The organism is Cupriavidus sp. SHE (assembly GCF_000812445.1).
GTDB classification, from domain to species: Bacteria; Pseudomonadota; Gammaproteobacteria; order Burkholderiales; family Burkholderiaceae; genus Cupriavidus; species Cupriavidus metallidurans.
In genome coordinates this window covers 33,525-57,951 of the sequence record NZ_JWMB01000001.1, presented here as the reverse complement: position 1 = coordinate 57,951, position 24,427 = coordinate 33,525, and the positions used below count along the sequence as shown (strand labels likewise).

The following is a 24,427-nucleotide window of genomic DNA, read 5'->3' as shown; positions in this document are numbered from 1 at the left end:
CGCGGCATGTTTCCTCCCAGGTTCCCCGCCCCGTCATGCCCGAATCCTCCCCCGCGCTTTCCGAGTTTGACCTGATCCGACGCTATTTCACGCGCCCGGTCCACAAGGCCGCGCTGGGCGTGGGCGATGACTGCGCGCTGATCGAGGCGCGGCCGGGCCATCAGCTCGCCATCAGCACCGACATGCTGGTCAGCGGTCGGCACTTTTTCCCGGACGTTTCACCGCGCGCACTGGGCCACAAGGCCCTGGCCGTGAACCTGTCCGATCTGGCGGCAATGGGCGCCGAACCCCGCGCATTCACGCTGGCGCTGGCGCTGCCCGAGGCGGATGCAGGCTGGCTTGCCGAATTCGCGGCCGGCATGTTGGCGCTGGCCGACGACCACGGCTGCGAACTGATCGGCGGCGACACGACCAAGGGTCCGCTGACGCTGTCGATCACGGTGTTCGGCGACGTGCCCCCGCGTCAGGCGCTGCGGCGCGACGCGGCGCGCCCCGGCGACGATATCTGGATCTCCGGCACGCTCGGGGATGCGCGCCTGGCCCTGGGCGACTGCCGCGGCGAATGGCTGCTGCCCGAGCCCGACTTCACACTGATCCGTCCCCGGATGGAAATGCCGACGCCCCGTGTGGCGCTGGGCCTGGCACTGCGCGGCGTGGCCCATGCGGCACTCGACATTTCGGACGGGCTGATCGGCGATCTCGGTCATATCCTTGAACGCTCATCGGTCGGCGCAATTGTCGATGTCGATGCCTTGCCGCGCTCGGAGATTCTTGGCGCCCAGCCGGAAGAATGCCAGCGCGCCTGCGTGCTGGCCGGTGGCGACGATTACGAACTCTGTTTCACGGCGCCGGTGGGCGCCCGCGAAACCATCGCCGGTATCGCGCGCCGGCTTCACCTGCCGCTCACGCATGTCGGATCCATCACACCGGAGGCGGGCCTGCGCCTGGTGGATCGCGAAGGCAATCCCTACGTGTTCAAGGGCGCCTCGTTCGATCATTTCGCCGCGCCCTGACACGCGGCACGCAACCCATGTCATGATCCCCCATGCGCGCGGGAGAAATATCTGAAAGTGCGCCCCGAAACCTATAAGACTGACGAGCCAATCCTTGATGTCCGCCTATCCCCCGGGGGCCGCGCCGAGCGACCCCGTTGACCCCGTCACGCTGGAAGCCGGCCAGACCGTCAAGGTCACGCGGCCAACCGGCCGGTTCATGCTGGGCCACCCGGCCCGCCTGATTGCGCTTGGATTCGGCTCTGGCCTGTCGCCGGTCAGCCCCGGCACCGTCGGCACGCTGCTCGGCTGGCTGTCGTTCATCGTGATCTCGAAGTGGATCGATCCGACCACCTGGCTGTGGATCATCGCCGGCGGCTTCGTGATCGGCATCTGGGCTTGCCTGCGTACGGCACGCGACATGGGCGTGTACGACCACGGCAGCATGGTCTGGGACGAGATCGTGGCGTTTTGGCTGGTGCTGCTGTTCGTGATGCCAACGGGCTTCTGGGGCCAGTTCGCCGCGTTCGTGTGGTTCCGGTTCTTCGACATCGTCAAGCCGGCACCGATCCGCTACTACGATCGCACGCTCAAGGGCCCGGGCTTTACCGGCGCCTTCGGCGTGATGTTCGATGACATCTTCGCGGCGTTCTATACGCTGCTCGTGTTCGCCTTGTGGCGTTCGATCTGACACGCAGAAACACCGAAACACCCCGGGAATTTCAGGAACCGCCGTTATGTCCGTCAGCCGACTGCTCGACCAGCTTGCCATCCAGGCCGGCGCCGCACTATCGGAAAGCTCGCTCATGCTTGCCACCGCGGAGTCCTGCACCGGCGGGCTAGTCGCGGCCGCGATCACGGATGTTTCTGGGTCTTCGGGATGGTTCGAGCGCGGCTTCGTGACCTATTCGAACGAAGCCAAGACGACGATGGTCGGGGTGCCGGCCAAACTGATCCGAGACCATGGCGCGGTCAGCGAGGAAGTGGCGCGGGCGATGGCCGAAGGCGCGCTGCTGAACAGCCGCGCCCAGGTATCGCTGGCCATCACCGGGGTAGCCGGCCCTGGCGGCGGCACCCCCGAGAAACCGGTTGGCATGGTCTGCTTCGGCTGGAGCAACCGCATCACCACACATACGGAAACGCAGCGCTTCAAGGGTGACCGCGCCCAGATCCGCCGCCAGGCTGCCGAACACGCGATGCGCGGCCTGCTGGAACTGATTCGCAACGAAGCCTGAATCTGCTCCCCTCTCCCACGACTGGGAAAGGGAAAACCGTTCACGCGGATCAGCCGTGACGATAGCGGTTGATCGTCTCGCGCGTCTGCAACGCCACGTTTCGCGCTGCCAGCGCAAAGTCCTTCTCGCGGCTGGCGTACAGGATGGCCCGCGACGAATTGATCATCATGCCCGTGCCGTCGGCCGTACGGCCGGCCTTGACCGTAGCCTCGATGTCGCCGCCCTGGGCGCCGATACCCGGAATCAGCAGTGGCATGTCGCCGACGATCTGCCGGACCTTGGCGATCTCGTTCGGGAACGTCGCGCCCACCACCAGACCCATCTGCCCGTTGGTATTCCAGCGTTCGCGTGCGGCTTCGGCCACCACCTGGTACAGCGGCTTGCCGTCGACCTGCAGGAACTGCACGTCAGACCCACCGGGATTCGACGTGCGGCACAGCACGATCACGCCCTTGCCCGGATACGCCAGATACGGCGACATCGAATCGAAGCCCATGTACGGGCTGACGGTCACGGCATCGGCCTTGTAGCGCTCGAAGGCCTCAATTGCATAGTGCTCCGCCGTGGAGCCGATATCGCCGCGCTTCGCATCGAGGATCACGGGGACGCCGGGGTGCGCGTCATGGATGTACTCGACCAGCTGTTCGAGCTGGTCTTCGGCGCGCTGCGAGTGGAAATAGGCGATCTGCGGCTTGAACGCGCAGACCAGGTCGGCCGTGGCATCGACGATTTCGCGGCAGAACGAGAAAATCGCGCCGCCGGTACCGGTCATGGACAGCGGCAGCTTGGCCGGGTCGGGATCAAGCCCGACGCACAGCAGGGAATCGTTACGCTGCCACGCGGCGGACAGCTGCTCGGTAAAAGTCATGGGATGCTCGGAATTCGGGTGAAGCCGGCGGCCCGGCTGTGAACCAGTGTCTACACAGCATAACGCGGGCAGGTGCCGACCGGTTGGCTGCAACGGCACCCGGACAGGTTCCGCACTGCAGCATATGGGACGTTGGCGGCAATTTTACCTGTTGGCGTGATATTGTTTGCAGCTTCCGCTTAAAAAGAGCGACGGCGACGCCTGGGTTGCAGGACGTCCGCACGCCGCCTGTCTCCCGATTCATGAAACTCGACCGCCGCGGTCTCATCCTCCTCGTCATCCTGACCCTCGCCTGGGGCATTAACTGGCCGATCATGAAGCTGGGCGTGGCGCACTTTCCGGCCATGGGTTTCCGGCTGCTGTGCATGGCCGGCGGGCTGGTGGCGCTGGGGCTGGCGCTGACCGTCCGTGGTGACTCCCTGCGCGTGCCGCGCGCGGCGTGGGGCACGGTCCTGAAGCTGGCGATTCCGAACATGGTGATCTGGCATCTGTTCGCCATCTGCGCGGTCAAGATGCTGTCATCGGGCCGTGCGGCAATTCTCGGCTACACCATGCCGATCTGGGCCGTGGTCTGGGGCCTGGTGATCTTCCGTGACCGTATTGCCTTGTCGGCCTGGATCGGCATTGGCTGCGCGCTGGCCGGCACGGTCCTGCTGCTTTCGGGCGAGATTGCCGCGCTGACCGGCAGCCCGGCCGGCACGCTGCTGATGCTGGTAGCCGCTGCCGGCTGGGGTTTCGGCACCCAGCTCATGAAGCGTACCCACACCGACGTGCCGATCGGCGCCATGACGTTCTGGATGCTGGCCATCACGCTGCCATTCCTCGGCGCGGGCACACTGCTGTTCGAGAGTGGCTGGCGCATGCCGACCGCGATCGAATGGGGCGCCATCGCCTACAACGCGGTGGTGGTCTTCGCGTACTGCCATTTGGTCTGGTTCGCGCTGGCGCGCAGCCTGCCGCCGGTGGTCTCGAGCCTGTCGATCATGTTCATTCCCGTGGTAGGCGTGTTCTCCGGTATGTGGTTTCTCGGCGAAACACCCCACTGGCAGGACTACGTGGCCATCGTGCTGATGTTCGCGGCGCTGTCCTCGGTCATGCTGGCGCCGCTGTTGCGCCGACGCATGTGAACCGGCTTGTGAGCAGCAACGCTGCCGAGATTTCACTTAACAAGCCACCCCGCGTTGGGCTACACTCGCGGCCATCAGAATCCCGGAGAAAGTACGTGGGCAGTAGCATCGGGTGTTCGAGTTGCCGCGGCAAAGTTGCGACACCGTCGAATGCCATGTCACTGCGGGCTGCGTAACGTCGATCCGTGTGGGGCACAGTCCCCGCCCGTCGCCGTCCTTGCCCGCAGACACCTGCGGGTGAGTGTCTTTCCGTTTCCCCCAGCGGCCGCCGCACCGGCTGCCGTGTCGCGTTCGGATCCTCCCTCCCCCGGCTTGCCAGCCATATCCAGGCAAATCGCAGGCAAACGCCATCGCGTAGCGGCCCTTGAGTCGCAGCGCGATCACGCTTGCCCGGCCGCGCCATGATCACGCTGCTGGTGAGCCTTGCCTGCGCCTGTCTCCGACGTAGACCCAGCGCAATCGGCGGCACCATCGGGATGCATCGACGCATCCTGGCGGCGCCGCCAAGTAACAAGGAATCCAAGGGATGATCAACCTGTTCGTCCTGCAGAAAGGCCGGCTTGCCCAGGAGCAGGTCGACGAGCGCAACGAGCTGCTGCAGCACAAGCCCATCTGGATCGACGTGGTAAGCCCCGACGACGAGGAACTCGCGTGGATCAAGGAAGCCTATGGCGTGGTCCTGCCTGAACTCGAGGACCTGGGCGACCTGGAAGCCTCGGCACGATATTTCGAGGGCGAGGACGAGAACATCCACATCCGCACGGACTTCCTGCTGGCCGAGGACGACGCCTCGCGCAACGTCCGCGTGGCCTTCGTGCTCACGCGCGACGTCCTGTTTTCCATCCACGATGAAGACCTGCCCGTGTTCCGGCTGGTGCGGCTGCGCGCCCGGATGCGTCCGGGATCGGTGCGCAACGCCAAGGACGTGCTGATGGACCTCTACGCGACTGACGCCGAGTATTCGGCCGATTCGATCGAGGAGATCTACGAACGCCTGGAGGAAGCCAGCCGCCGCGTGCTGGCCGAGAACGTGACCGATGCTGCCGCCGCCGACGTGCTGGAAACCATCGCGCGCGAGGAAGATTTGAACGGCCGCATCCGCCGCAACGTCATGGATACGCGCCGCGCGGTGTCATTCCTGATGCGCAGCCAGTTGCTGTCGGCCGAACAGCAGGACGAAGCGCGCCAGATCCTGCGCGATATCGACTCGATCGAGAACCACACCGCGTTCCTGTTCGACAAGATCAACTTCCTGATGGATGCCACAGTCGGTTTCATCAACATCAACCAGAACAAGATCATCAAGCTGTTCTCGGTGGTGTCGGTGGCACTGATGCCGCCCACGCTGATCGCCAGCATCTACGGCATGAACTTCAAGGTGATGCCCGAGCTCGACTGGGCCGCCGGCTATCCGTGGGCGATTGCGCTGATGGCGGTGTCCGCTGCGATTCCGCTGGTGTATTTCCGCAGGAAGGGCTGGCTGAGCTGATAGCCTTCCTGGTCCCCTCTCCCGCAAGCATGAGAGGGGGGGAACCGCCCCTAGTCCGGCAACGTTGCCGCGCCCATCCGCCTGGCGATGATCGACGCCTTGACGCGGAAGTTCACATGCACGTTGGCGCAGTACTGCTTCTTGTCGAAGCACTTGGGCGCCGGTAGCGCGGCCGCCAGCCGGGCGGCCTGCCCCACGCTGAGCTTCGAAGCCGAGGTATGGAAGTAGTGCTGCGCGGCAGCCTCGACGCCGAACACGCCTTCGCCCCACTCCACCGAATTCAGGTAAATCTCGAAGATCCGCTGCTTGTCGAGCCAGAGCTCCAGCATCCACGTGATGGCCAGCTCCTGGCCCTTGCGCAGATAGTTCTGCTCCGAAGACAGGAACAGGTTCTTGGCCAGCTGCTGCGTGATGGTGGAACCGCCGCGCACGATGCGTCCACGCTGCTTGTTGCGTTCCCAGGCATCGAGCATCGCATCAAGTTCGTAGCCGGGATGATTGACGAAGTCGGCATCTTCGCTGGCGATCACGGCGCGCTTGATGTTGCGCGAGATATCGTCGTAACGCACCCATTGCCGCTGCACCGGGCAGCTCCAGAAATTGAAGCCGCACAGCCGCCAGCGCTCGGCACGCATGAACGTGGTGGACGACGGATTGATGACCTGCCAGGCAGCGATCTGCAGGAAGAAATAGACCTGCATCGCCACCACGCCAACGATCAGGCAGCCGGCCAGATAGGCCAGCCAGCGCAGCGGGTTCGCCCCGCCAGCGCTACTTGCCGACGATCGTGGTGACGATCTGGCGGATGCGCGGGCCACGCTGCGTCAACGCCGCCTTAGCGGGCGGCTTCGGCCTGCAGCGCCGCGCGCAGCTCGGCCAGCACGGGGGCGGTGCTGGGCCGCACGCCGCGCCAGTTGTAGAAGGCTTCGGCGGCCTGTTCGACCAGCATGCCGAGCCCATCCGCCGTGCGCGCGCCGCATTTGGCCGCATAGGCCAGGAACACCGTCGGCTGCGCGCCGTACATCATGTCGTACACCAGCACGCCTTCGCCGAGCAGGTGCTCGGGCACGGGCGGCACTTCGCCTTGCAGGCTGCTGGACGACGCATTGATCACCACATCGCAGCGCTCGTCCTCGGACAGCGCGTCGAGCGCGTCGAGGCCACCGGCCCACAGCTCCACGTTGTACTGGTCCGCCGCTTCCACGAATTCCTCGACCATGTCGCTGGCGCGCGAGGCGGTCCGGTTGGCCACCACGATGCGCGCCGGGCGGCATTCGATCAGCGGCAGCATCGCGCCCATCGCGGCGCCACCGGCGCCAAGCACCAGAATGCGCTTGTCTTCGAGCAGCACATCAAGGTTGTCCTGGATGTCACGCACCAGGCCGATGCCGTCGGTGTTGTCGCCATGGATCAGTCCGTCCTCGATCCACATCGTGTTGACGGCGCCGGCAGCCTCGGCGCGTGGCGTGAGGCGATCGGCCAGGTCATACGCCTCGAGCTTGAACGGCACGGTTACGTTGAAGCCATGGCCTCCGCCGGCCAGGAATTCGCGCATCGTATCTGCGAACGCATCGAGCGGCGCTTCGAGCCGGTCATACTGCACCGCCTCGCCGGTCTGGCGCGCGAAGGCGGCATGGATCGCCGGCGAGCGGCTGTGCGAAATCGGATTGCCCACCACCACGTAGCGGTCGACGCTATCGGCACGTTCGGCGGTGTTGGGCTGGGAATTCTGGTCTGCGGTCATCAGCGGCCTTGCAGGCGGACATCGAGCCCGCTGCGGGTGAACTTGAAAGTGGAAACGACTTCGAGGATATCCTGCTTCGCCTGCATCTCCGCCGTGAACGCCCCGAACGGCGCGGCCGCACGCACAATGGCCACGGCCTGGCGGTCGAGCGACGGGTCGCCGGAACTCTTGGCCACGTCGATGGCCTCGACGTTGTAGCCGTCGCGGTTGTAGCCAAGCTTGCCCTGGCGATTCACGTTGATCACGAGGATCAGTTGCCCATAGATCGGCTTGCCGTTGCGCTGCGGGAAATCGCTCGTGCCCCGCGTCTCGATCTTGCGGCGCAGGCGATCGTAATACTGTGCGTAGTCAACGCCCTGCGCGCTGGTCGCGGTCAACTGCATCCGCTTCGGGCGCTTGGCGTAGTGCTCGAGATTGCGGCCGATCTCGGCTTCGAGCCTGGCCATTTCATCGTTCGACGTGCGGTCGTCCTGGCCGCGCGTGGGCTGGTCGGAGCGCTGCTCGCCTGGCTTGACCGGCTGGCTGCGCACGGCGGGGGCCGCCTCGCGCGATTGCGTCATCAGCCGGCGCTGCTCTTCCTCGAGTTGCTCGACGCGCCGCTGCGTCATCTTGATGAGGTCGCCCTCCTTCGATTCGGTCTGCGCGGGCAGCGGCGTGGTAGCGCGCTGGGCGTCATGCTCGCCGCCACCGTCGAGATTGGCCTGCGCCAGCACGGTCGGATTGCGCGGCTTCACGGCCGATTTCGAATTGACCAGCACGACGTCGAGCTGCGGGTCGGAACGCTTGATCTCGAACACTTCGGGCGCTGCAACCCGCACCATCAGCAACAGGGCGTGCACGGCCACGGAGATGGCCAGTGCCTTGGTCAGCGTGCTGCTGGATTGCCACCATTCGCGCGGATGGCGCGGGAGACGGGGAGCAGGAAAGACGGCGTTCACGATTGGGATGGGCGGACGGCGGCGGGAATCGATCGAAACGCCGGCCACCCCACTGTCGGGGGGCGGCCGGAACAGGCTTCGATTGTAAGGGAGTCGACCCGTTTACCGAAGACTCAACGAAGACTCAGGCAGCCGGATTGGCGCCAGTGTCGCGTGGCGCAGACGCCTCGTCGTCCTGATCGCCCTCGGAAGCCTCGGAATCGGCATCCTCCGGCGCCGCATCGGCCCCTTCCGCCGCGCCTTCCACGGCGTCTTCAGCCGCTGCCTCGGCGGCGGCATCGGCGGCCGCTTCCGCGGAAGCCTCGTCCAGTTCCTCGTCGGTGTCGAGATCCTCATCGGGCATCGCGCCCTCGCCGGCAAAGACTTCCAGCACCCGGCACGACACCTCGAGCGAGATTTCGTCCGTCGTGGCGATCTCCAGCAGCACCTGCGTGCCACGCACCGCCTGCATCAACTCCGGCACACGGGTGACCAGCGGGATGTCGGTAAAGCGCACCGCGCCATCCTTGAGCACCGTGGCCATCATCCGGTCACGATTCTCCTGCTTGAGCCAGCGCAGGCACCAGTAACGCTCCATGGTCGACTGGTGGTCGGCGTAGGCCGCATAGGTCCCTTCGAAGTCGGCCACGGCCGCCAGCAGGTCGGCGTCCTTGGGCTTGAACGGCGCAACGAGCTTGGCGGTCACGCCATGCTGGGCCACGGCCATGATCTGCCATTGATTGACCAGGTCGACGTAGCGGCGCAGCGGCGACGTGCTCCACGCATACTGCGCGACGCCCAGGCCCTCGTGCGGCGCGGGGTACGTCTGCATCCGCGTGCGGTGCATCCCCCACGCCTTCTGCGTACGGTAGATGCCCGGCACGCCGTGGTCCGCCAGCAACTTGCCCCACGTGCTGTTGGCCAGAATCATCAACTCGGCCACGATCTGGTCCAGCGGCGAGCCACGGCGGCGCTGCTCGATACGCACGCGCTCGCCGCCACCCTCGATCTGATCGATGTAGAAATTGAAATCGGCGCGGTTGTGCGCCTCCGGGCGCAGGCCGCTGGCAAGACGCGCGCGCTGACGCTCGTCATGCAGGTGGTTGGCCAGCCGGTACAGCTCGGTCAGTTCATCGCGGAACGGATAGTCGCCCGTGCCCGCGGCCAGCGCAGCTTCCGTCACGATGTCGTCGAGCAGGTTGTGCCGCAGGTTCGCGGCAATCGGCACCTGCTCGGCGCGCGTCTCACTGCCGACGATGGTCAGGCCATCCACGCCGTTCGGGTCGATCGTCACGTAAAGCGACAGCGCGGGGCAGGTGCGGCCTTCCTGCAGCGTGTAGCGGTCCACGACGCTGTCGGGCAGCATCGTGATCTTGTCGCCGGGGAAGTAGACCGTGGACAGTCGATGGCGCGCGATGGCGTCGAGCGGCTCGCTGCGGCGGATGCCGAGCCCCGGCGCGGCGATATGGATCCCCACGCGCAGCTTGCCGTCGCCCAGACGCGTCACGGACAGCGCATCGTCGATCTCGGTCGTCGTGACGTCGTCGATCGAGAACGCCTGCACATCGGCCACGGGCAGATCGGTGGGCGGCTCCGGCACATCGACGTCCGGGAAACCGGTGCCCTTCGGGAAACAATCGGCCAGGAACTTGGCCTCGTGCAGCGCGCGCGGGCTTTCCACGCCGCCAACCGCCACCATCAGCCGCATCGGCGTCATGCCGAGCGCGGTGCAGGCGGCATCCATCGCCTTGTATTCGAGACTGTTCTTGTCAGGCTTGAACAGCAGTTGCAGCGCCTTGCCGCGGAACGCTTCGGGCAGTGTCAGCGCCTTGAGCTGCTCCTCGTACTCGCCCTGCACCAGCGCCTGCTGCTTCTTGCGTTCCACCGCGGCCAGCGCGGCCTTGAGCTGGTCTTCCGGCGCGCGCATGTAGCGGCCCCGTCCCTTGCGGCGGAAATAGATCGGATTGCCATGCAGCGCCATCGCCAGCGCGGCCTGCTGCACCGGGCCAGCGTCGGCGCCATAGTATTCGGCGGCCAGTTCGGCAAAGCCGAATTCCTCGGCCGGCGCACATTCCCAGAGGAAGTCGAGATCGATCTCGGCGGTCATTTCGCCGGTCTGCCGCACCATCTCCATTGCCGACGGTTGGGCGAACTGCAGCAGCACATCCTTGGCCTTGACCTTGGTGCGCTTGCCCGCAGGCAACTCGACCTGGTAGGCCTCGCCCTGCTGGGCGAGCACGGTGCCGGCGCGGATTTCGCCGCCTTCTTCGAACAGCAACTGCATTGGATTGGACTTTCAGAAGTGCCGGGCAAGGCATGAGGAATGCCCGGACGGATACTCGACCGGGGATGATACCGCACCCCGCCGCCGCGGCCGTCGCGGCCGCCGTGGCCGCATCGGACGGGGTGCTTCAGGTTAATGCGATTTCGGAGTCAGATTACAGAGACATGCCGCCGCTGGCTTCGATCGTCGTGCCGTTGACGTAGCTGGCGTCGTCGCTGGCCAGGAACGTGTAGATCGCGGCGATCTCCGACGGCTCGGCCAGGCGGCGCATCCAGCAATGTTCCTTCATGCCATCGAGCACCTTCTCCGGCACGGTCTGCAGGATCTCGGTATTGACGAAGCCCGGGCATACCGCATTCACGCGCACGCCCTTCGGACCCAGCTCGCGCGCCCAGGTCTTGGTGAAGCCGATCACGCCGAACTTGGAAGCCGCGTAATTGGTCTGGCCGAAGTTGCCATACAGGCCAACCACGCTCGATGCATTCAGGATCACGCCGCTGCCCTGCTCGGACATGATGCTGGCCACGGCCTGTGAGCAGTTGAACACGCCCTTCAGGTTGACGTCGATGACCGCATCGAACTGTGCCTCGGTCATCTTGGCGAGGCGTGCGTCCTTGGTGATGCCGGCGTTGTTGACGAGAACATCGATGCGACCGTGGCGGGCCAGCGTGGCTGCCACCATGGCATCGACCTCGTCGCGGCGCGTGACGTCAACCTTGTGCGCCTCGACCTGCGCGCCCTTGGCGGCCAGCCGCTCGGCGGCCTCGCGCACGCGCGCCTCCTGCACATCGCACATGATGAGCTTCGCGCCTTCGGCGGCGAAACGTTCGGCGGTGGCAAAACCGATGCCGGCGGCGGCGCCGGTGATGATCGCTACGCGTCCCTGCAATTTCATGATTCGGGTCTCTCTTCCTGCTTGGATGGTGTGTGATGTGTGTCGATACGGCGGGGCAGTCTGGTGCCGCCCGCGCCGGTGTTCTCAGGCGCTGCCCGTGTCAGCAGGTCCGGCAAGAAGACCTCCGTCACGAGCATGGCGCCGCCGCCACGCCGGAACACCGACCGCCGCGCGGGCAACATCGGCTCCGACGACAGCGCCGGCAATACCCGCTGCAGCGCCTGACGCAGCGGGTGGCACGGGGTCAGCCGTGCAAACTGGAATGGGTCGCGCCGCACGCGCGGATCGACGAACAGCGCGCCGCCGAGCGGCCGGTTGCCCAGCCCGCGCAAGAACGGCCAGTCGCGCCGCGCGTACCGGGGGTCGACGATCGTGTGAGCGAATACGGCTGGCGTCTCGTCGCAGATCAGCAGCACTTCGCGCGTGATGGCCGGCAGCGGACGGATCAGGCCGAGCGCCCGCCATTCATCGGCGAACGGCAACTGCGGCGCCTGCGCCAGTCGCCGCACGCGAAAGGCGGCGGACGCCGACATCAGCCGAGCTGTCAGCGAGCCTTCACCAGTGATCCAGCGGCGCTGGTTCAGCGGAATCGACGCGTCATACGGCAGATGCGCGTGCCATGCCGCACGCAGCTTTTGCATCCCTGTTACGCCACTCATGCCACGGTCTTTCCGTTGGGGGTATAGCCACAGAAAGCCAGTACGTCGTCGACGTATTCCTCGAACTCGCTGATGCCGTGATCGCTGCCCTCGATGACCCGGATGCGCGCGCCCGGACAGGCCGCGATCATCTCGCGATAATCGAGCACTTCGTCGCCGGTGGCGGCCAGCAGGTAGTAGCGCTCGGGTCTGGTGATCGCGTCCACGCGCAGGTCCAGCAGTTCCTGCAGGTGCTTGCGTTCGACCACCACCGAGCCGCCGCCGTGATAAAGCGGCTGCTCGCCCAGATAGCGCTCCAGATCGGTCCACGGGTGAATCGCCGGATTCAGCAGCACGGCGCGGCAGCCGTGTTTTTCCGCCAGCCAGCGCGCGTAGAACCCGCCCAGCGACGAACCGATGATGGCGATGTCGGTTTCGCCGCCGGCACGCGCGCCACGGATCGCGGCTTCAGCCTGGGCAATCGCCAGCGAGGGCGAGACATTGAGCATCGGACAGGCGAAATACTTCTCCAAGCCCCAGGCGCGCATCCGGTCCTGCACGACCCGCGACTTGAACGACTGCGGCGAGGAACGGAAACCGTGCAGGTACAGCAGCATGTGGATTCCCGGTCAGGACTTCGCGCCGAGCGCGTCGAGCAGTTTCTGATGTACCCCGCCGAAGCCGCCGTTGCTCATCACGAGCACCTGGTCGCCGGGCTGGGCGGCAGCGCGCACGGCTTCCACCAGCGTGCCGAGGTCCTGGAACGCCGCGGCCTTCTTGCCGAGGGGGGCCAGCGCTTCGGCCAGGTTCCACCCCAGCGCGTCCTTGCCCGAGGGCGCGCCATATCCAAACACAAGGTCAGCCTCGCGCAGGCTGGCCGGCAATTGAGCAGCCATCACGCCAAGCTTCATGGTGTTCGAACGCGGCTCCAGTACGGCGAGGATGCGTGCGTCGCCCACCCGGCGGCGCAGCCCGTCGACAGTGGTCTGGATGGCCGTGGGATGGTGCGCGAAGTCGTCGTAGACCGTCACACCACCCGCCACGCCGCGTACTTCCATCCGGCGCTTGACGTTGGAGAAACGGCCAAGCGACTCGATCGCCTGCGCCGGCGGCACGCCCACGTGGCGCGCGGCGGCAATCGCGGCGATGGCGTTCAGGCGGTTGTGGGTACCCTGAAGGTCCCAGACCAGCGTGCCCTGCAGCGCCTCGCGGAACCAGATGTCGAAGGCATCCTTGCCCTCCGGCGCGGCGGTCTTCGGATCGGTCTCGCTCCAGTCGCCCACGCCGAACTGCTCCACTTCGCTCCAGCAGCCGCGCTCCAGCACGCGTGCCAGTGCGGGCTCCTGGCCGTTGACGACCAATCGTCCTTCGCCCGGCACGGTGCGCACCAGATGATGGAATTGGGCCTCGATCGCGGTCAGATCCGGGAAGATGTCGGCGTGATCGTACTCAAGGTTGTTGAGGATCGCCGTACGCGGACGGTAGTGGACGAACTTGCTGCGCTTGTCGAAGAACGCGGTGTCGTACTCGTCGGCCTCGATAACGAAGAAGTCCGATTCCGTCAGGCGCGCCGAAATGCCGAAGTTCTGCGGCACCCCGCCCACCAGAAAGCCGGGGTTGTAGCCGGCGTCTTCCAGAATCCACGCCAGCATCGACGTGGTCGTGGTCTTGCCATGCGTGCCAGCCACGGCCAGCGTCCACTTGCCATTGAGCACGTGCTCGCCGAGCCACTGCGGCCCCGAAACGTACGGCAGGTTGCGGTTCAGGATCGCTTCCATCAGCGGATTGCCGCGCGAGACCACATTGCCGATCACGAACAGGTCCGGCTTCAGCGAAAGCTGGTCGGGGTCGAACCCCTCGATCAGGTCGATGCCCTGGGCTTCGAGCTGGGTGCTCATGGGCGGATAGACATTGGCGTCGCAGCCAGTCACGCGGTGCCCCGCCTGGCGGGCCAGGACAGCCAAGCCGCCCATGAACGTACCGCAGATGCCAAGGATATGAATATGCATGGAAGCTCGGGAAAATGCATGGGGCCGCGCCGGGCGTGATGCGTGGCGCGGCAACTGAACAAGGTCCCGATTGTACCGCGTGGGTCGAAGGCCCCGACTGCGTCCGCGCGGGTATCATCGCAGCATGTCCCGACGTATGCCTTCCGACCCCATCCGTCTGCGCGAGGAAATCGCCCAGGCCGCAGCCCGCATGATCGCCGAAGATGGCGCCGACTACGCCACGGCCAAACGCAAGGCCGCCCGCCAGATCCTGGGCGACGCGCGCGTGGCCGGCGAATGGCTGCCTGACAACGAGATGATCGAGAATGAGGTGCGCGCCTACCAGGCGCTATTCCACGGCGACCACCAGCCGCGCATCCTGGCGCTGATGCGCCAGTTGGCACTGCTGGCGATGGACGACCTGGCCGCATTTCGCCCCTATCTGGTGGGCGCGGTGCTAAACGGCACGGCCACCGAGCACTCGGACGTCTATATACAGTGCTTCTGCGACAGCCCCAAGGATGTGGCGCTGCACCTGCTCAATGCCGGCGTGGATTTCGACACCAGCGAAAGCCGGCACTTTGCCGGCCGTGGGGATGTCGAAACGCTCAGCTTTCTGTGGCGCGGCCAGTGGCCGGCCACTCGCGAGGCCCGCACGCTCGCAGGAGAAGTCCGCGCCACATTGGGTGACCCAGTCGGCATTCACCTCGCGCTGTATGATGCCGACGATGCACGCGGCGCGGTCAAGGCCGACGCTTCCGGGCGCGTGGCCCGCGCCGATGCCGACGCCGTACGCGCGCTCATTGCCTCGACCGACACCGGAGAATGAGCATCCGGCCCCGGTGTCAGCCCTGGCCTATTGCCTCAATCGCCCGTTATCTAATTAGAACTGTCCTCTTCGCCGCCCGAACATGACCGCATCTGCTCCCACCCGCCGTTCGCCCTTTGTCTTGTGGATCATCATCGCCATCGTCGCAGCGGCCGCCGGCGCGCTGGTAGCCCATTTCGCGCTGGCGCCGAAGGCCGTTTCGGATCAGGCAGTGGAAACGCTATTCCATACCAAGATGCCGGATCCGGCTGGTGCGGAAGTCGATCTGTCGAAGTTCCGTGGCAAGACTCTGGTGGTCAATTTCTGGGCGCCCTGGTGTGGCCCCTGCGTCGAGGAAATGCCCGAGCTGACCGCGCTGCACGGCGAATATGCCCCCCGCAACGTGGAATTCGTCGGCATCGGTATCGATTCGGCCAGCAATATCCAGGATTTCCTGAAGAAGGTGCCGGTGGCGTACCCGCTCACGGTGGCTGGCTTTGCCGGCACGGAACTGTCCCGGACCTTTGGCAACACCCAGGGCGGGTTGCCGTTCACGGTCGTCATCACGCCTGACGGCACAGTGAAGTACCGCAAGATGGGCCGCGTGCATGCCGACGAGCTCCGCGCGGTACTGCCTGGGGCTTGATCCCGCGCAAGGCCAAACCGACCGAATTTCATCGATCTGAAGCCGAACGTTCATCAATTGGCCGCGAACGTGCGGACAAACCCTCAGCCGACAGCGGTTTGCGACTCAAAAGGCACTCGACGGCTGTGATATGACCCCGGGTCAACATTTCGCCTTGTATCCCACGCTAGACAAATCCCTCTAAGCTACGGTAATCTCCGCGCAATTTCGTTGATCTGGTCGAGCCGCCGTGTCTTCTACTCCTGCCGTCAGCCGCCCCGTCCGTTACCGCAAGGTGCTGGTTCTGCATGGTCCGAACCTCAATTTGCTCGGGACGCGCGAGCCGCAGACGTACGGACACACGACGCTGGACGATATCAACGAAGCGCTGACCAAGCGCGCGGCCGAAGCGGGCATCGGGCTGGATACGTTCCAGTCGAATCACGAGGGAGCCCTCGTGGACCGCATTCAGGCAGCGCGTGGCGAGGGAGTGGACTTCATCATCATCAATCCGGCGGCCTATACCCATACGAGTGTGGCCATGCGCGATGCGCTCGCCGGCGTGGCCATTCCCTTCGTCGAGGTGCATCTGTCCAATGTGCATCGCCGCGAGCCGTTCCGTCATCACTCCTATTTCTCTGATCAGGCGATCGGGGTGATATGCGGCCTGGGCTGGCAGGGTTATCTGCTGGCGCTGGATTACGCGCTTGCACAGGAACAGACCGCATCATCTGGTTAACGCCACAAAGATCAAGCCGCACCCGGGAGGCTGTTTCAAAATGAAGCAAAGCGGTTCTGGCCAGGCGCGGGGCCGCAGACAGTAAGTACAGGTACCCGCAACGATGCCAGAATCATTCTGAAACCGCCTCAAGCAAGAACGAAATAACAAGGGGCTGCCGCCGTGCCTCTCGCGCATGGCAAGCCAATCAACGATTCACCGCCGCCGTCGCCTCCGAGCAGGAGCGTGACCGGACAACCCGATTCTGGAGGATAAGAAGATGGACCTGCGCAAGCTGAAGACGCTGATCGACCTGGTGGCCGAATCCGGCATTTCGGAACTCGAAGTGACCGAGGGCGAAGGCAAGGTACGTATCGTCAAGCAACCTCCGCAGGTCATGGCCGCTCCGATGGCCATGCCCCAGTACCAGCAACTGCCCGCCGCCCCGGCCGTGAACGTTGGCGGCGCACCGGCCGCCGCCGCTGCGGAAGCACCGCAAGTCCCGGCTGGTCACGTGGTGACCTCGCCGATGGTCGGCACGTTCTACCGCGCGCCGTCGCCGGGCGCCGCACCGTTTGTCAACGTGGGCGACACCGTCAAGGAAGGCCAGACCGTCTGCATCATCGAAGCCATGAAGCTGCTCAACGAAATCGAGTGCGACAAGGCCGGCGTGATCAAGGAAATCCTGGTCGAAAACGGTCAGGCCGTCGAATACGGCCAGCCGCTGTTCGTGATCGGCTGATTCCGGCCCGTCCGGCGCTGACGCGGCCTGGCCCGATGGCCCTGCCGCATGCGTCAGCCCGACGCGCCGAAAGCTGGTGCGCCGGGCCCGCCCCTGTTCTCGCAGAGAGAGACCATGTTTGATAAAATTCTGATCGCGAACCGCGGTGAAATCGCCCTTCGCATCCAGCGCGCCTGCCGCGAGCTGGGCATCAAGACCGTGGTGGTGTACTCGGAAGCCGACAAGGACGCCAAGTACGTCAAGCTGGCCGATGAAGCCGTCTGTATCGGCCCGGCCCCGTCGCCGCTGTCATACCTGAACATGCCGGCCATCATCTCGGCCGCCGAAGTGACCGACGCCCAGGCGATCCACCCGGGCTATGGCTTCCTGTCCGAGAACGCGGACTTCGCCGAGCGCGTGGAGAAATCCGGCTTCGTGTTCATCGGCCCGACCTCCGAAAACATCCGCCTGATGGGTGACAAGGTGTCGGCCAAGCAGGCCATGATCAAGTCCGGCGTGCCGTGCGTGCCCGGCTCCGATGGCGCACTGCCCGACGACCCGAAGGAAATCCTGGCAACGGCCCGTCGCGTGGGCTACCCCGTAATCATCAAGGCCGCTGGCGGCGGCGGTGGCCGCGGCATGCGCGTGGTGCACACCGAAGCCGCCCTGCTCAACGCCGTCAACATGACGCGCGAGGAAGCCGGCCGCGCCTTCGGCAATCCCGAGGTCTACATGGAGAAGTTCCTCGAGAACCCGCGCCATGTGGAAATCCAGATCCTGGCCGACCAGCATCGGCAGGCCATCTGGCTGGGCGAACGCGACTGCTCGATGCAGCGCCGCCACCAGAAGGTGATCGAGGAAGCGCCGGCACCGCACATTCCGCGCCGCCTGATCGAGCGCATTGGCGACCGTTGCGCCGAGGCCTGCAAGAAGATCGGCTACCGTGGCGCCGGCACGTTCGAGTTCCTGTACGAGAACAACGAGTTCTACTTCATCGAGATGAACACGCGTGTGCAGGTCGAGCACCCGGTCACCGAGATGATCACGGGCATCGACATCGTGCAGGAGCAGATCCGCATCGCCTTCGGCGAGAAGCTGCGCCTCCGCCAGAAGGACGTGGAACTGCGCGGCCACGCAATCGAGTGCCGGATCAACGCCGAGGACCCGTTCAAGTTCACGCCGTCGCCGGGCCGCATCACCGCCTGGCACATGCCCGGTGGCCCCGGCGTGCGCGTAGACTCCCATGCGTACGACGGCTACTTCGTGCCGCCCAACTACGATTCGATGATCGGCAAGATCATCACGTATGGCGCGACGCGTGACCAGGCCATCGCCCGCATGCGCATCGCGCTGTCGGAAATGGTGGTGGACGGCATTCTGACCAACGTGCCGCTGCACCGCGACCTGATGCTCGACGCCAATTTCGTCGAAGGCGGCACCAGCATCCACTATCTCGAACACCGTCTGGCCCAGAAGGCCAACGTCCAGGGCGAAAAGGCCTGAAGCGTGGCCAATCGGCCGACAAAGCAGTAACAGAGGAATCCCGTGGCTTTCCAGGAATGTGTGATCGAAATTGCGCAGGAGCAGGCGGAAGCCTGGTCCGACGCATTGTTCGACCTCGGCGCGCTGTCGGTATCGGTGGAAGACGCCGATGCCGATACGCCCGACGAACAGCCGCTCTTCGGAGAGCCCGGGCTGGAGCCGACGCGGCTCGCGTGGAACCGTTCGCGCGTGGTGGCGCTCTTCGATGAAGAGACCGATCCCGCGCTCGTGGTGACCGCGGCCGCTAACGCGCTCAAGGTCGACCCGGTACCGCCGTACGCACTGCGCGGCGTGGAAGACCAGGACTGGGTGCGTCTGACCCAGTCGCAATTCGAACCGATCCGCATCGGTGAAAGAATCTGGGTGGTGCCTTCGTGGCACGAAGCACCGGACCCCGACGCCGTGATTCTGGAGCTCGACCCGGGCCTGGCATTCGGCACCGGCAGCCATCCGACCACGCGCCTGTGCATGCAGTGGCTGGAAGCCAACGTGCGTGCCGGCGAAACCGTGCTCGACTATGGCTGTGGCTCGGGCATCCTGGCCATCGTCGCGAAGAAGCTCGGCGCCGGTGACACCGTTGGGATCGACATTGACCCCAACGCAGTGGATGCGTCGCGCTACAACGCTGAACGCAACCGCGTGGAGGCCAGCTTCGCGCTGCCGGAATCGGTCTCAGAGGCCACCTACGACCTCGTGGTGGCCAACATCCTGTCGAATCCGCTCAAGCTGATGGCGGCGATGCTCAGCGCGCGTGTGCGGCCGGGCGGCCGCCTGATCCTGTCTGGCGTGCTCGAACGGCAGGCCGAGGAAGTGGCCGCCGCCTACGCGCCCTGGATCCCCATGTCGGTCTGGCGCAGCGAGGAAGGCTGGGTGTGCCTGCATGGCACGCGCCCTGCCGCGCCCGCCGACCGTTCCTGATTTTCCATCATGGCCGCCGCCAAGCTCGTCACGCGCTGCCCGGCCTGCCGCACCGCGTTCCGGCTTGTGGCGGACCAGTTGCGGCTGCGCCAGGGGCTGGTCCGCTGCGGCCAGTGCGACACTGTCTTCGACGCCCGTGAGCACCTGATCGAGGTGCCAGCGGCGCCCGCGCCGGCCGCTGCGTCCACATCCTCCCCCGCTTCCACGCCGGCACCTGCGGCTGCGGCACCGTCGGTCACGCTGGCCGCGGCGCTCGCTCACGCGGAGCAGACCCAGGCCACTGCCCAGGCACGCGAGGACGAAGCGCCGTTCGACCCGGGCTTCGACCCAGGCTACGACGTGCCCGCGCTCGATTCGCCCACGACGATGATGTCGGAGCCCGAGCGGGAAGAAGCAGTCGAGCCAAAAGCGGAGGCGGTGGCAGAACCGGAACCTAGCGCCGATCGACAAGTGGCTGATACGGCCACGGAAGAGGCACCCGCCGAGGCCGTCGAGGCCAACGAACCGGAAGCGGCCGACGAAACGCGCGAAAGCGCCGCGCCCGCCGCTGCCGAAGCTGGCGACGAGGCGAAAGACACGGAAGCCGCCACACAGACGCCGCCGGTCGAAGCGAGCCAGGAAGCACTGCCTGACGCCGAGTCCACCGACGTCGAACCCACCGCCGCCGAGCCCACCGACGTCGACACGCCACCGCAAGTACCATCCGAGCCGTGGCCCGCCCTGGACCATGGCGTGTTCGATGACGATGCATTGCCGCGTCACTCATCGCTCGACCCGGCTGCAGCGTTCGCGCCGAAGACGCCAGGCGAAATGCCACCAGCCGGCGCCTACAGCGCCAAGGCGATGTGGCCAACGTCCCCTCAGCGCGAGGCACAGACGGCAGCTGCCGGTAGCGAGCACAGCCAAGACAGCGATAGCACCGACGACACCGCCGCCGCGCAGCCGGAAGCCCATCCGCACCCGCACACCGAACCGGTACGCAGTGCAAGTGAGTATCTGCGTGCGGCAGACCCGACTGACGCCGAAACGGAAGCCTGGACAAGGGACGCCGCCGACAGCAACGATCACGGACCGACATCGCGGGACGGCACGGTCGATGCCGTAGCTCGCGAGACGACCACGCGTCACTGGCAGCGCGACGATTCCGGACCGGTGACCGGCCCCGGCTTCGCCCCCGATTTCCTTCGCCACACCCGCGAACGCGAGCAGGCGAGTGCCACCACCACCAAACGGAAGCTACCGGGTAGCCGACGTCTCTGGACCCGCGTGGCGGTCGTCGTGCTCGGCCTTGGCGTGCTCATCCAGGGTGCCTACCTTGGACGCAGCCAGCTCGCGGGAAACATTCCGGTACTGCGCCCGGTGCTGGAAGCCGCGTGTGAGCCATTCGGCTGCAGCGTGCCACCGTGGCGCGATCTCGAGGCGCTGCGCATCGACACGTCGCAACTGCAAAAGCAGGACGAGTCCGACGACGTTTATCTGCTCGCGGTCACCATGCGCAACCAGGGCCGCGCCACCACGGCACTGCCCGCCATTGAACTCGTGATGACGGACCTGCAGGACCAGTTGCTGCTGCGGCGCGTGCTGCTGCCGGCTGACTACCTGCAGCCGGACCAGCGCGCTTTTGCCACCACGGGCCTGCGCGCAGGCAGCGAACTGCCGGTTCGGGTACGATTCCGGACGCAGCAGGCGGCAGCGAACTACCGCGTGCTGATCTTCTACCCCTGAATTCCAACGCCCCCCTGCCATGCCGTCGATGCGCGCATCGGACCGGCTGGCCGTATTCCATTCCAGACAGGAGAGACCATGAGCAATGTGACCCTCGGCGGTAACGCCATTGAAGTTGGCGGCAAGTTTCCTCATAGCGGCGACAAGGCGCCCGCATTCTCGCTCGTCGGCAAGGATCTGAAGGATGTCTCGCTGGCCGACTTCGCAGGCAAGCGCAAGGTGCTGAACATCGTGCCGAGCCTCGATACGCCCGTGTGCCAGGCATCTGCCCGCAAGTTCAACGAGGCCGCCGGCAACCTGAACAACACCGTCGTGCTGACGATCTCGGCCGACCTGCCGTTCGCGATGGGCCGCTTCTGCACCACCGAAGGCCTGGCCAACGTGGTGACGCTGTCGACGATGCGTGGCGCCGAGTTCAAGAACGCCTACGGCGTGGACATCAAGACCGGCCCGCTGGCCGGCGTGTGCGCTCGCGCCGTGGTCGTGGTGGACGAGAACGACACGGTCAAGTACAGCGAGCTGGTGTCCGAAATCAAGCAGGAACCGAACTACGACGCCGCACTCGCCGCATTGAAGTAATTTGTTTGATTCGGCACAGTAGTTCAACATTCCGCCCGTCATGCACGGGCGGAATTCATTAACGTATCTGTTACAGCCCTTACCAGGGCCCTTGGAGAGAGAATGTCCAGCCTGATCTGCGGCTCCGTCGCATACGACACCATCATGACGTTCGACGGACGTTTCCGCGAACACATCCTGCCGGACCAGATCCACATGCTGAACGTCTCGTTCCTGGTGCCGGGTATGCGCCGCGAGTTTGGCGGCTGCGCGGGCAATATCGCCTACACGCTCAAGATGCTGGGCGGCGACCCGATCGTGATGGCCACGGTGGGCCAGGACGCCGAACCGTATCTGCAGTACCTGCGCAATCTCGAGATCCGCACCGACCATATCCGCGTGCTGCCCGAGACATTCACCGCGCAGGCGATGATCACGACCGATCTGGACAACAACCAGATCACTGCCTTCCACCCTGGCGCCATGGGTCAGTCGCAACTGAACCGGGTGCAGGACGCGCTGGCCACGGGCAACCGCCCGGCAGTCGGCATCGTCGCGCCGGACAGCCGTGAAGGCATGCTTCACCATGCCCAGCAGTTCGCCGCCGAGGGCATCCCCTTCATCTTCGATCTGGGTCAGGCCATGCCGCTGTTCAACGGCGAGGACCTGCGGCAGTTCATTGAACTTGCCAGCTACGTGACGGTCAATGACTACGAAGCGCAGGTCCTGCTGTCACGCACCGCATGGACCAGCGCAGAGGTAGCCGCCAAGGTCCGCGCGTTCATCGTGACGCACGGCGAGCGCGGCGCCAGCGTCTTTGCCGACGGCAAGCAGTACGCCATTCCCGCCGTGCCCGCCGAACGTGTGGTCGACCCCACCGGATGCGGCGATGCGTTCAGGGGTGGCCTGCTCCACGGCATCGAGAACGGGATGGATTGGGAAACCACCGGCCGCCTCGCTTCGCTGATGGGCTCTCTCAAGATCGCCCAGCAGGGTCCCCAGAACCACTGGATCTCCTGCGACGAAATCGGCAGCCGCTTCCAGTCCGTCTTTGGTTACCGTTACGCTTGACCTGGTGTCGGGTGCGTCACCCCGGCACAGCAACGCAACGCGGAATCTTTCACGGGAAGAAGTCATGAACAAGATCCTACGTATCGGCGGCGTCGCCGTGTTGGCAGCGGCGACGCTGCTTGCCGGGTGTTCCACCCAGTCAAACTCCAATAGCGTCTACACGGGTGGCCAGGCCCAACGCGAGCAGACCGTGCGCTTCGGCGTGGTCGAAGGCGTGCGTGATGTCATGATCCAAGGCGAGGCCACGGGCGCCGGCACGCTTGCCGGTGGCGCGCTCGGTGGTGTTGCCGCCGGCAGCACGATCGGCGGCGGCAATGGCGCCATCGCAGCGGGCCTGCTCGGCGCGATCCTGGGCGGCATGGCCGGAAGCGCCGCCGAGAACAAAATCGCGCAGCGTCGCGGCCTGGAGATCACCGTGCGCCTGGAGAATGGCGAGATGCGCGCCATCACGCAGGATGCGGACGAAATCTTCCGCCCTGGCGACCGTGTGCGGCTGCTCTCCTCGGGCGGCGTGACGCGCGTTACGCACTAAGTCACGCGCTGGTCGACCCGACCCCAGCAACCGAACGCCGCGCGCCGTCAGGCCGCGGCGTTTTGCTTTTGGCGCGAGCCCCTGCCCTAGCTATTCCTGATCGTCATCCAGACCGACTGGCGCCGCTCTCGCACATCCACCAAGAAATAAAAAACCCGCCGGGCACGGATGCCATCGGCGGGTTGGCAAGACTGCCGTCTTGCGGACCGGATACGCCGTATCCGGTCAGTGCGGCACGCGATGCGTGCCCTGGCGATTCCCGGTTGTGATCGCTCGCACGAGTGCGAGGCGATTACGGACGGTTGCCCGTCGGGAACGGCCAGGCTGCAGCCGGGTTCAGCGCGGTCTTGGCTGCGGCCGCAGGGGCAACAGCAGGAGCAGCGGCAGGCTTCGCAGCAGCCTTCTTGGCAGCAGGCTTCTTCGCAGCAGCCTTCTTGGCAGCAGGCTTCTTGGCAGCAGGCTTCTTCGCAGCAGCCTTCTTGGCGGCCGGCTTCTTGGCGGCTACCTTCTTGGCTGCAGCCTTCTTGGCCGGTGCTGCCTTCTTGGCGACGACCTTCTTGGCGGCCGGCTTCTTGGCAGCAACCTTCTTCACTGCAGCCTTCTTGGCCGGTGCTGCCTTCTTGGCGGCGACCTTCTTGGTTGCGACCTTCTTGGCAGCAACCTTCTTCACTGCAGCCTTCTTGGCCGGTGCAGCCTTCTTGGCAGCAACCTTCTTGGTCGCTACCTTCTTGGCAGCTACCTTCTTGGTTGCGACCTTCTTGGCAGCAGCCTTCTTGGCGGCCGGAGCAGCCTTCTTGGCGGCGACCTTCTTCACAGCAGCCTTCTTGGCGGCCGGCTTGGCGGCCTTCTTAGCCGCCGGCTTTTTCTTTGCAGCAGTTGCCATGGATAACTCCTTCACTAACGTGAAATATCGAATGACCTAAATTGGCGACCCGACCGACCCGAGGCGTGTTTTGCACGTGCCCCAATCGAGCGAGCGATTCATCGGCGCACGACGCAACATCGACCGCACGCTAATGAATTCGGTGGCAG

25 protein-coding genes are annotated in these 24,427 nt (G+C 65.4%); 15 read left to right on the top strand and 10 right to left on the bottom strand.

Going from position 1 to position 24,427, the window contains the following annotated elements; genetic code table 11:
- Positions 1 to 35: 35 nt before the first annotated feature.
- The 3 genes from thiL to RN01_RS00255 all read left to right on the top strand — a co-directional run bounded on the left by thiL (position 36) and on the right by RN01_RS00255 (position 2,227).
- A complete protein-coding gene (thiL, locus tag RN01_RS00265; protein WP_024570914.1) occupies positions 36 to 1,013 on the top strand; it encodes a thiamine-phosphate kinase in 978 nt (325 codons plus the stop codon).
- 97 nt (positions 1,014 to 1,110) lie between these two features.
- The gene (locus RN01_RS00260; RefSeq protein WP_017511796.1) at positions 1,111 to 1,683 is read left to right on the top strand and encodes a phosphatidylglycerophosphatase A; all 573 of its coding nucleotides are present in this window, start codon (positions 1,111 to 1,113) and stop codon (positions 1,681 to 1,683) included.
- Between the two features lie 46 nt (positions 1,684 to 1,729).
- Positions 1,730 to 2,227 (top strand): CinA family protein, encoded by a 498-nt coding sequence (locus tag RN01_RS00255; protein ID WP_011517552.1) that lies wholly within the window; start codon positions 1,730 to 1,732, stop codon positions 2,225 to 2,227.
- A 49-nt stretch (positions 2,228 to 2,276) separates the two neighbouring features.
- On the opposite strand, the gene pyrF is transcribed toward RN01_RS00255, so the two are convergent.
- Entirely contained in the window at positions 2,277 to 3,095 is an 819-nt protein-coding gene (pyrF, locus tag RN01_RS00250; protein ID WP_011517553.1) for an orotidine-5'-phosphate decarboxylase, read from the bottom strand.
- Between the two features lie 242 nt (positions 3,096 to 3,337).
- On the opposite strand from pyrF, the gene RN01_RS00245 reads away from it, so the two are divergent.
- Together RN01_RS00245 and corA are read left to right on the top strand one after the other, a co-directional pair.
- Positions 3,338 to 4,222: a DMT family transporter gene (locus tag RN01_RS00245; RefSeq protein ID WP_024570915.1), complete on the top strand. Its 885-nt coding sequence runs from the start codon at positions 3,338 to 3,340 to the stop codon at positions 4,220 to 4,222.
- 526 nt (positions 4,223 to 4,748) lie between these two features.
- Positions 4,749 to 5,711, top strand: coding sequence for a magnesium/cobalt transporter CorA (gene corA / locus RN01_RS00240; RefSeq protein ID WP_008645609.1), 963 nt, complete (start codon positions 4,749 to 4,751; stop codon positions 5,709 to 5,711).
- A gap of 50 nt (positions 5,712 to 5,761) precedes the next feature.
- On the opposite strand, the gene mtgA is transcribed toward corA, so the two are convergent.
- The 8 genes from mtgA to mpl form a co-directional block, all read right to left on the bottom strand.
- Positions 5,762 to 6,463 carry a monofunctional biosynthetic peptidoglycan transglycosylase gene (gene mtgA, locus RN01_RS00235; RefSeq protein ID WP_024570916.1) on the bottom strand — a complete coding sequence of 234 codons (702 nt, stop codon included), beginning with the start codon at positions 6,461 to 6,463 and terminating at the stop codon, positions 5,762 to 5,764.
- Positions 6,464 to 6,546: 83 nt separating this feature from the next.
- Entirely contained in the window at positions 6,547 to 7,455 is a 909-nt protein-coding gene (aroE, locus tag RN01_RS00230; RefSeq protein ID WP_008645607.1) for a shikimate dehydrogenase, read from the bottom strand.
- The gene (locus RN01_RS00225; protein ID WP_017514750.1) at positions 7,455 to 8,441 is read right to left on the bottom strand and encodes an energy transducer TonB; all 987 of its coding nucleotides are present in this window, start codon (positions 8,439 to 8,441) and stop codon (positions 7,455 to 7,457) included. Before RN01_RS00225 ends, aroE begins: the two co-directional genes overlap by 1 nt.
- Positions 8,442 to 8,517: 76 nt before the next feature.
- Entirely contained in the window at positions 8,518 to 10,656 is a 2,139-nt protein-coding gene (locus RN01_RS00220; RefSeq protein WP_017514749.1) for a ribonuclease catalytic domain-containing protein, read from the bottom strand.
- Positions 10,657 to 10,810: 154 nt separating this feature from the next.
- On the bottom strand, positions 10,811 to 11,551 hold the full coding sequence (gene fabG, locus RN01_RS00215; RefSeq protein ID WP_008645603.1) for a 3-oxoacyl-ACP reductase FabG: 741 nt from the start codon (positions 11,549 to 11,551) through the stop codon (positions 10,811 to 10,813).
- Complete coding sequence (locus RN01_RS00210) at positions 11,548 to 12,192, bottom strand: chorismate lyase (protein ID WP_008645595.1); 645 nt, start codon at positions 12,190 to 12,192, stop codon at positions 11,548 to 11,550. The genes fabG and RN01_RS00210 overlap by 4 nt, the downstream gene beginning before the upstream one ends.
- Positions 12,193 to 12,206: 14 nt before the next feature.
- Entirely contained in the window at positions 12,207 to 12,806 is a 600-nt protein-coding gene (locus tag RN01_RS00205) for a YqiA/YcfP family alpha/beta fold hydrolase (protein WP_017512173.1), read from the bottom strand.
- Positions 12,807 to 12,818: 12 nt separating this feature from the next.
- Complete coding sequence (gene mpl / locus RN01_RS00200; RefSeq protein ID WP_017512174.1) at positions 12,819 to 14,198, bottom strand: UDP-N-acetylmuramate:L-alanyl-gamma-D-glutamyl-meso-diaminopimelate ligase; 1,380 nt, start codon at positions 14,196 to 14,198, stop codon at positions 12,819 to 12,821.
- 124 nt (positions 14,199 to 14,322) lie between these two features.
- Between mpl and RN01_RS00195 the strand changes: the two genes are divergently transcribed.
- From RN01_RS00195 to RN01_RS00150, 10 genes are all read left to right on the top strand, one after another.
- The gene (locus tag RN01_RS00195; RefSeq protein ID WP_024570918.1) at positions 14,323 to 15,006 is read left to right on the top strand and encodes a hypothetical protein; all 684 of its coding nucleotides are present in this window, start codon (positions 14,323 to 14,325) and stop codon (positions 15,004 to 15,006) included.
- Positions 15,007 to 15,088: 82 nt separating this feature from the next.
- Positions 15,089 to 15,631 (top strand): TlpA disulfide reductase family protein, encoded by a 543-nt coding sequence (locus RN01_RS00190; protein WP_008645582.1) that lies wholly within the window; start codon positions 15,089 to 15,091, stop codon positions 15,629 to 15,631.
- Positions 15,632 to 15,860: 229 nt separating this feature from the next.
- Positions 15,861 to 16,349, top strand: a complete 489-nt coding sequence (gene aroQ, locus RN01_RS00185) for a type II 3-dehydroquinate dehydratase (protein ID WP_024570919.1) — start codon at positions 15,861 to 15,863, stop codon at positions 16,347 to 16,349.
- A gap of 259 nt (positions 16,350 to 16,608) precedes the next feature.
- Entirely contained in the window at positions 16,609 to 17,070 is a 462-nt protein-coding gene (accB, locus tag RN01_RS00180) for an acetyl-CoA carboxylase biotin carboxyl carrier protein (RefSeq protein ID WP_017512176.1), read from the top strand.
- 114 nt (positions 17,071 to 17,184) lie between these two features.
- The gene (gene accC, locus RN01_RS00175) at positions 17,185 to 18,552 is read left to right on the top strand and encodes an acetyl-CoA carboxylase biotin carboxylase subunit (protein WP_008645579.1); all 1,368 of its coding nucleotides are present in this window, start codon (positions 17,185 to 17,187) and stop codon (positions 18,550 to 18,552) included.
- A gap of 42 nt (positions 18,553 to 18,594) precedes the next feature.
- The gene (gene prmA / locus RN01_RS00170; RefSeq protein WP_017512177.1) at positions 18,595 to 19,509 is read left to right on the top strand and encodes a 50S ribosomal protein L11 methyltransferase; all 915 of its coding nucleotides are present in this window, start codon (positions 18,595 to 18,597) and stop codon (positions 19,507 to 19,509) included.
- Between the two features lie 9 nt (positions 19,510 to 19,518).
- A complete protein-coding gene (locus tag RN01_RS00165; protein ID WP_017512178.1) occupies positions 19,519 to 21,234 on the top strand; it encodes a DUF3426 domain-containing protein in 1,716 nt (571 codons plus the stop codon).
- A 78-nt stretch (positions 21,235 to 21,312) separates the two neighbouring features.
- Positions 21,313 to 21,813 (top strand): thiol peroxidase, encoded by a 501-nt coding sequence (gene tpx / locus RN01_RS00160; RefSeq protein ID WP_011517568.1) that lies wholly within the window; start codon positions 21,313 to 21,315, stop codon positions 21,811 to 21,813.
- 102 nt (positions 21,814 to 21,915) lie between these two features.
- Positions 21,916 to 22,863 (top strand): carbohydrate kinase family protein, encoded by a 948-nt coding sequence (locus tag RN01_RS00155; protein ID WP_017512179.1) that lies wholly within the window; start codon positions 21,916 to 21,918, stop codon positions 22,861 to 22,863.
- A 64-nt stretch (positions 22,864 to 22,927) separates the two neighbouring features.
- Positions 22,928 to 23,395: a membrane protein gene (locus RN01_RS00150; protein WP_011517570.1), complete on the top strand. Its 468-nt coding sequence runs from the start codon at positions 22,928 to 22,930 to the stop codon at positions 23,393 to 23,395.
- A 292-nt stretch (positions 23,396 to 23,687) separates the two neighbouring features.
- Here RN01_RS00150 and RN01_RS00145 read toward each other — a convergent pair whose 3' ends face one another.
- Complete coding sequence (locus RN01_RS00145; RefSeq protein ID WP_024570920.1) at positions 23,688 to 24,278, bottom strand: histone H1-like DNA-binding protein; 591 nt, start codon at positions 24,276 to 24,278, stop codon at positions 23,688 to 23,690.
- Between the last annotated feature and the right edge of the window lie 149 nt (positions 24,279 to 24,427).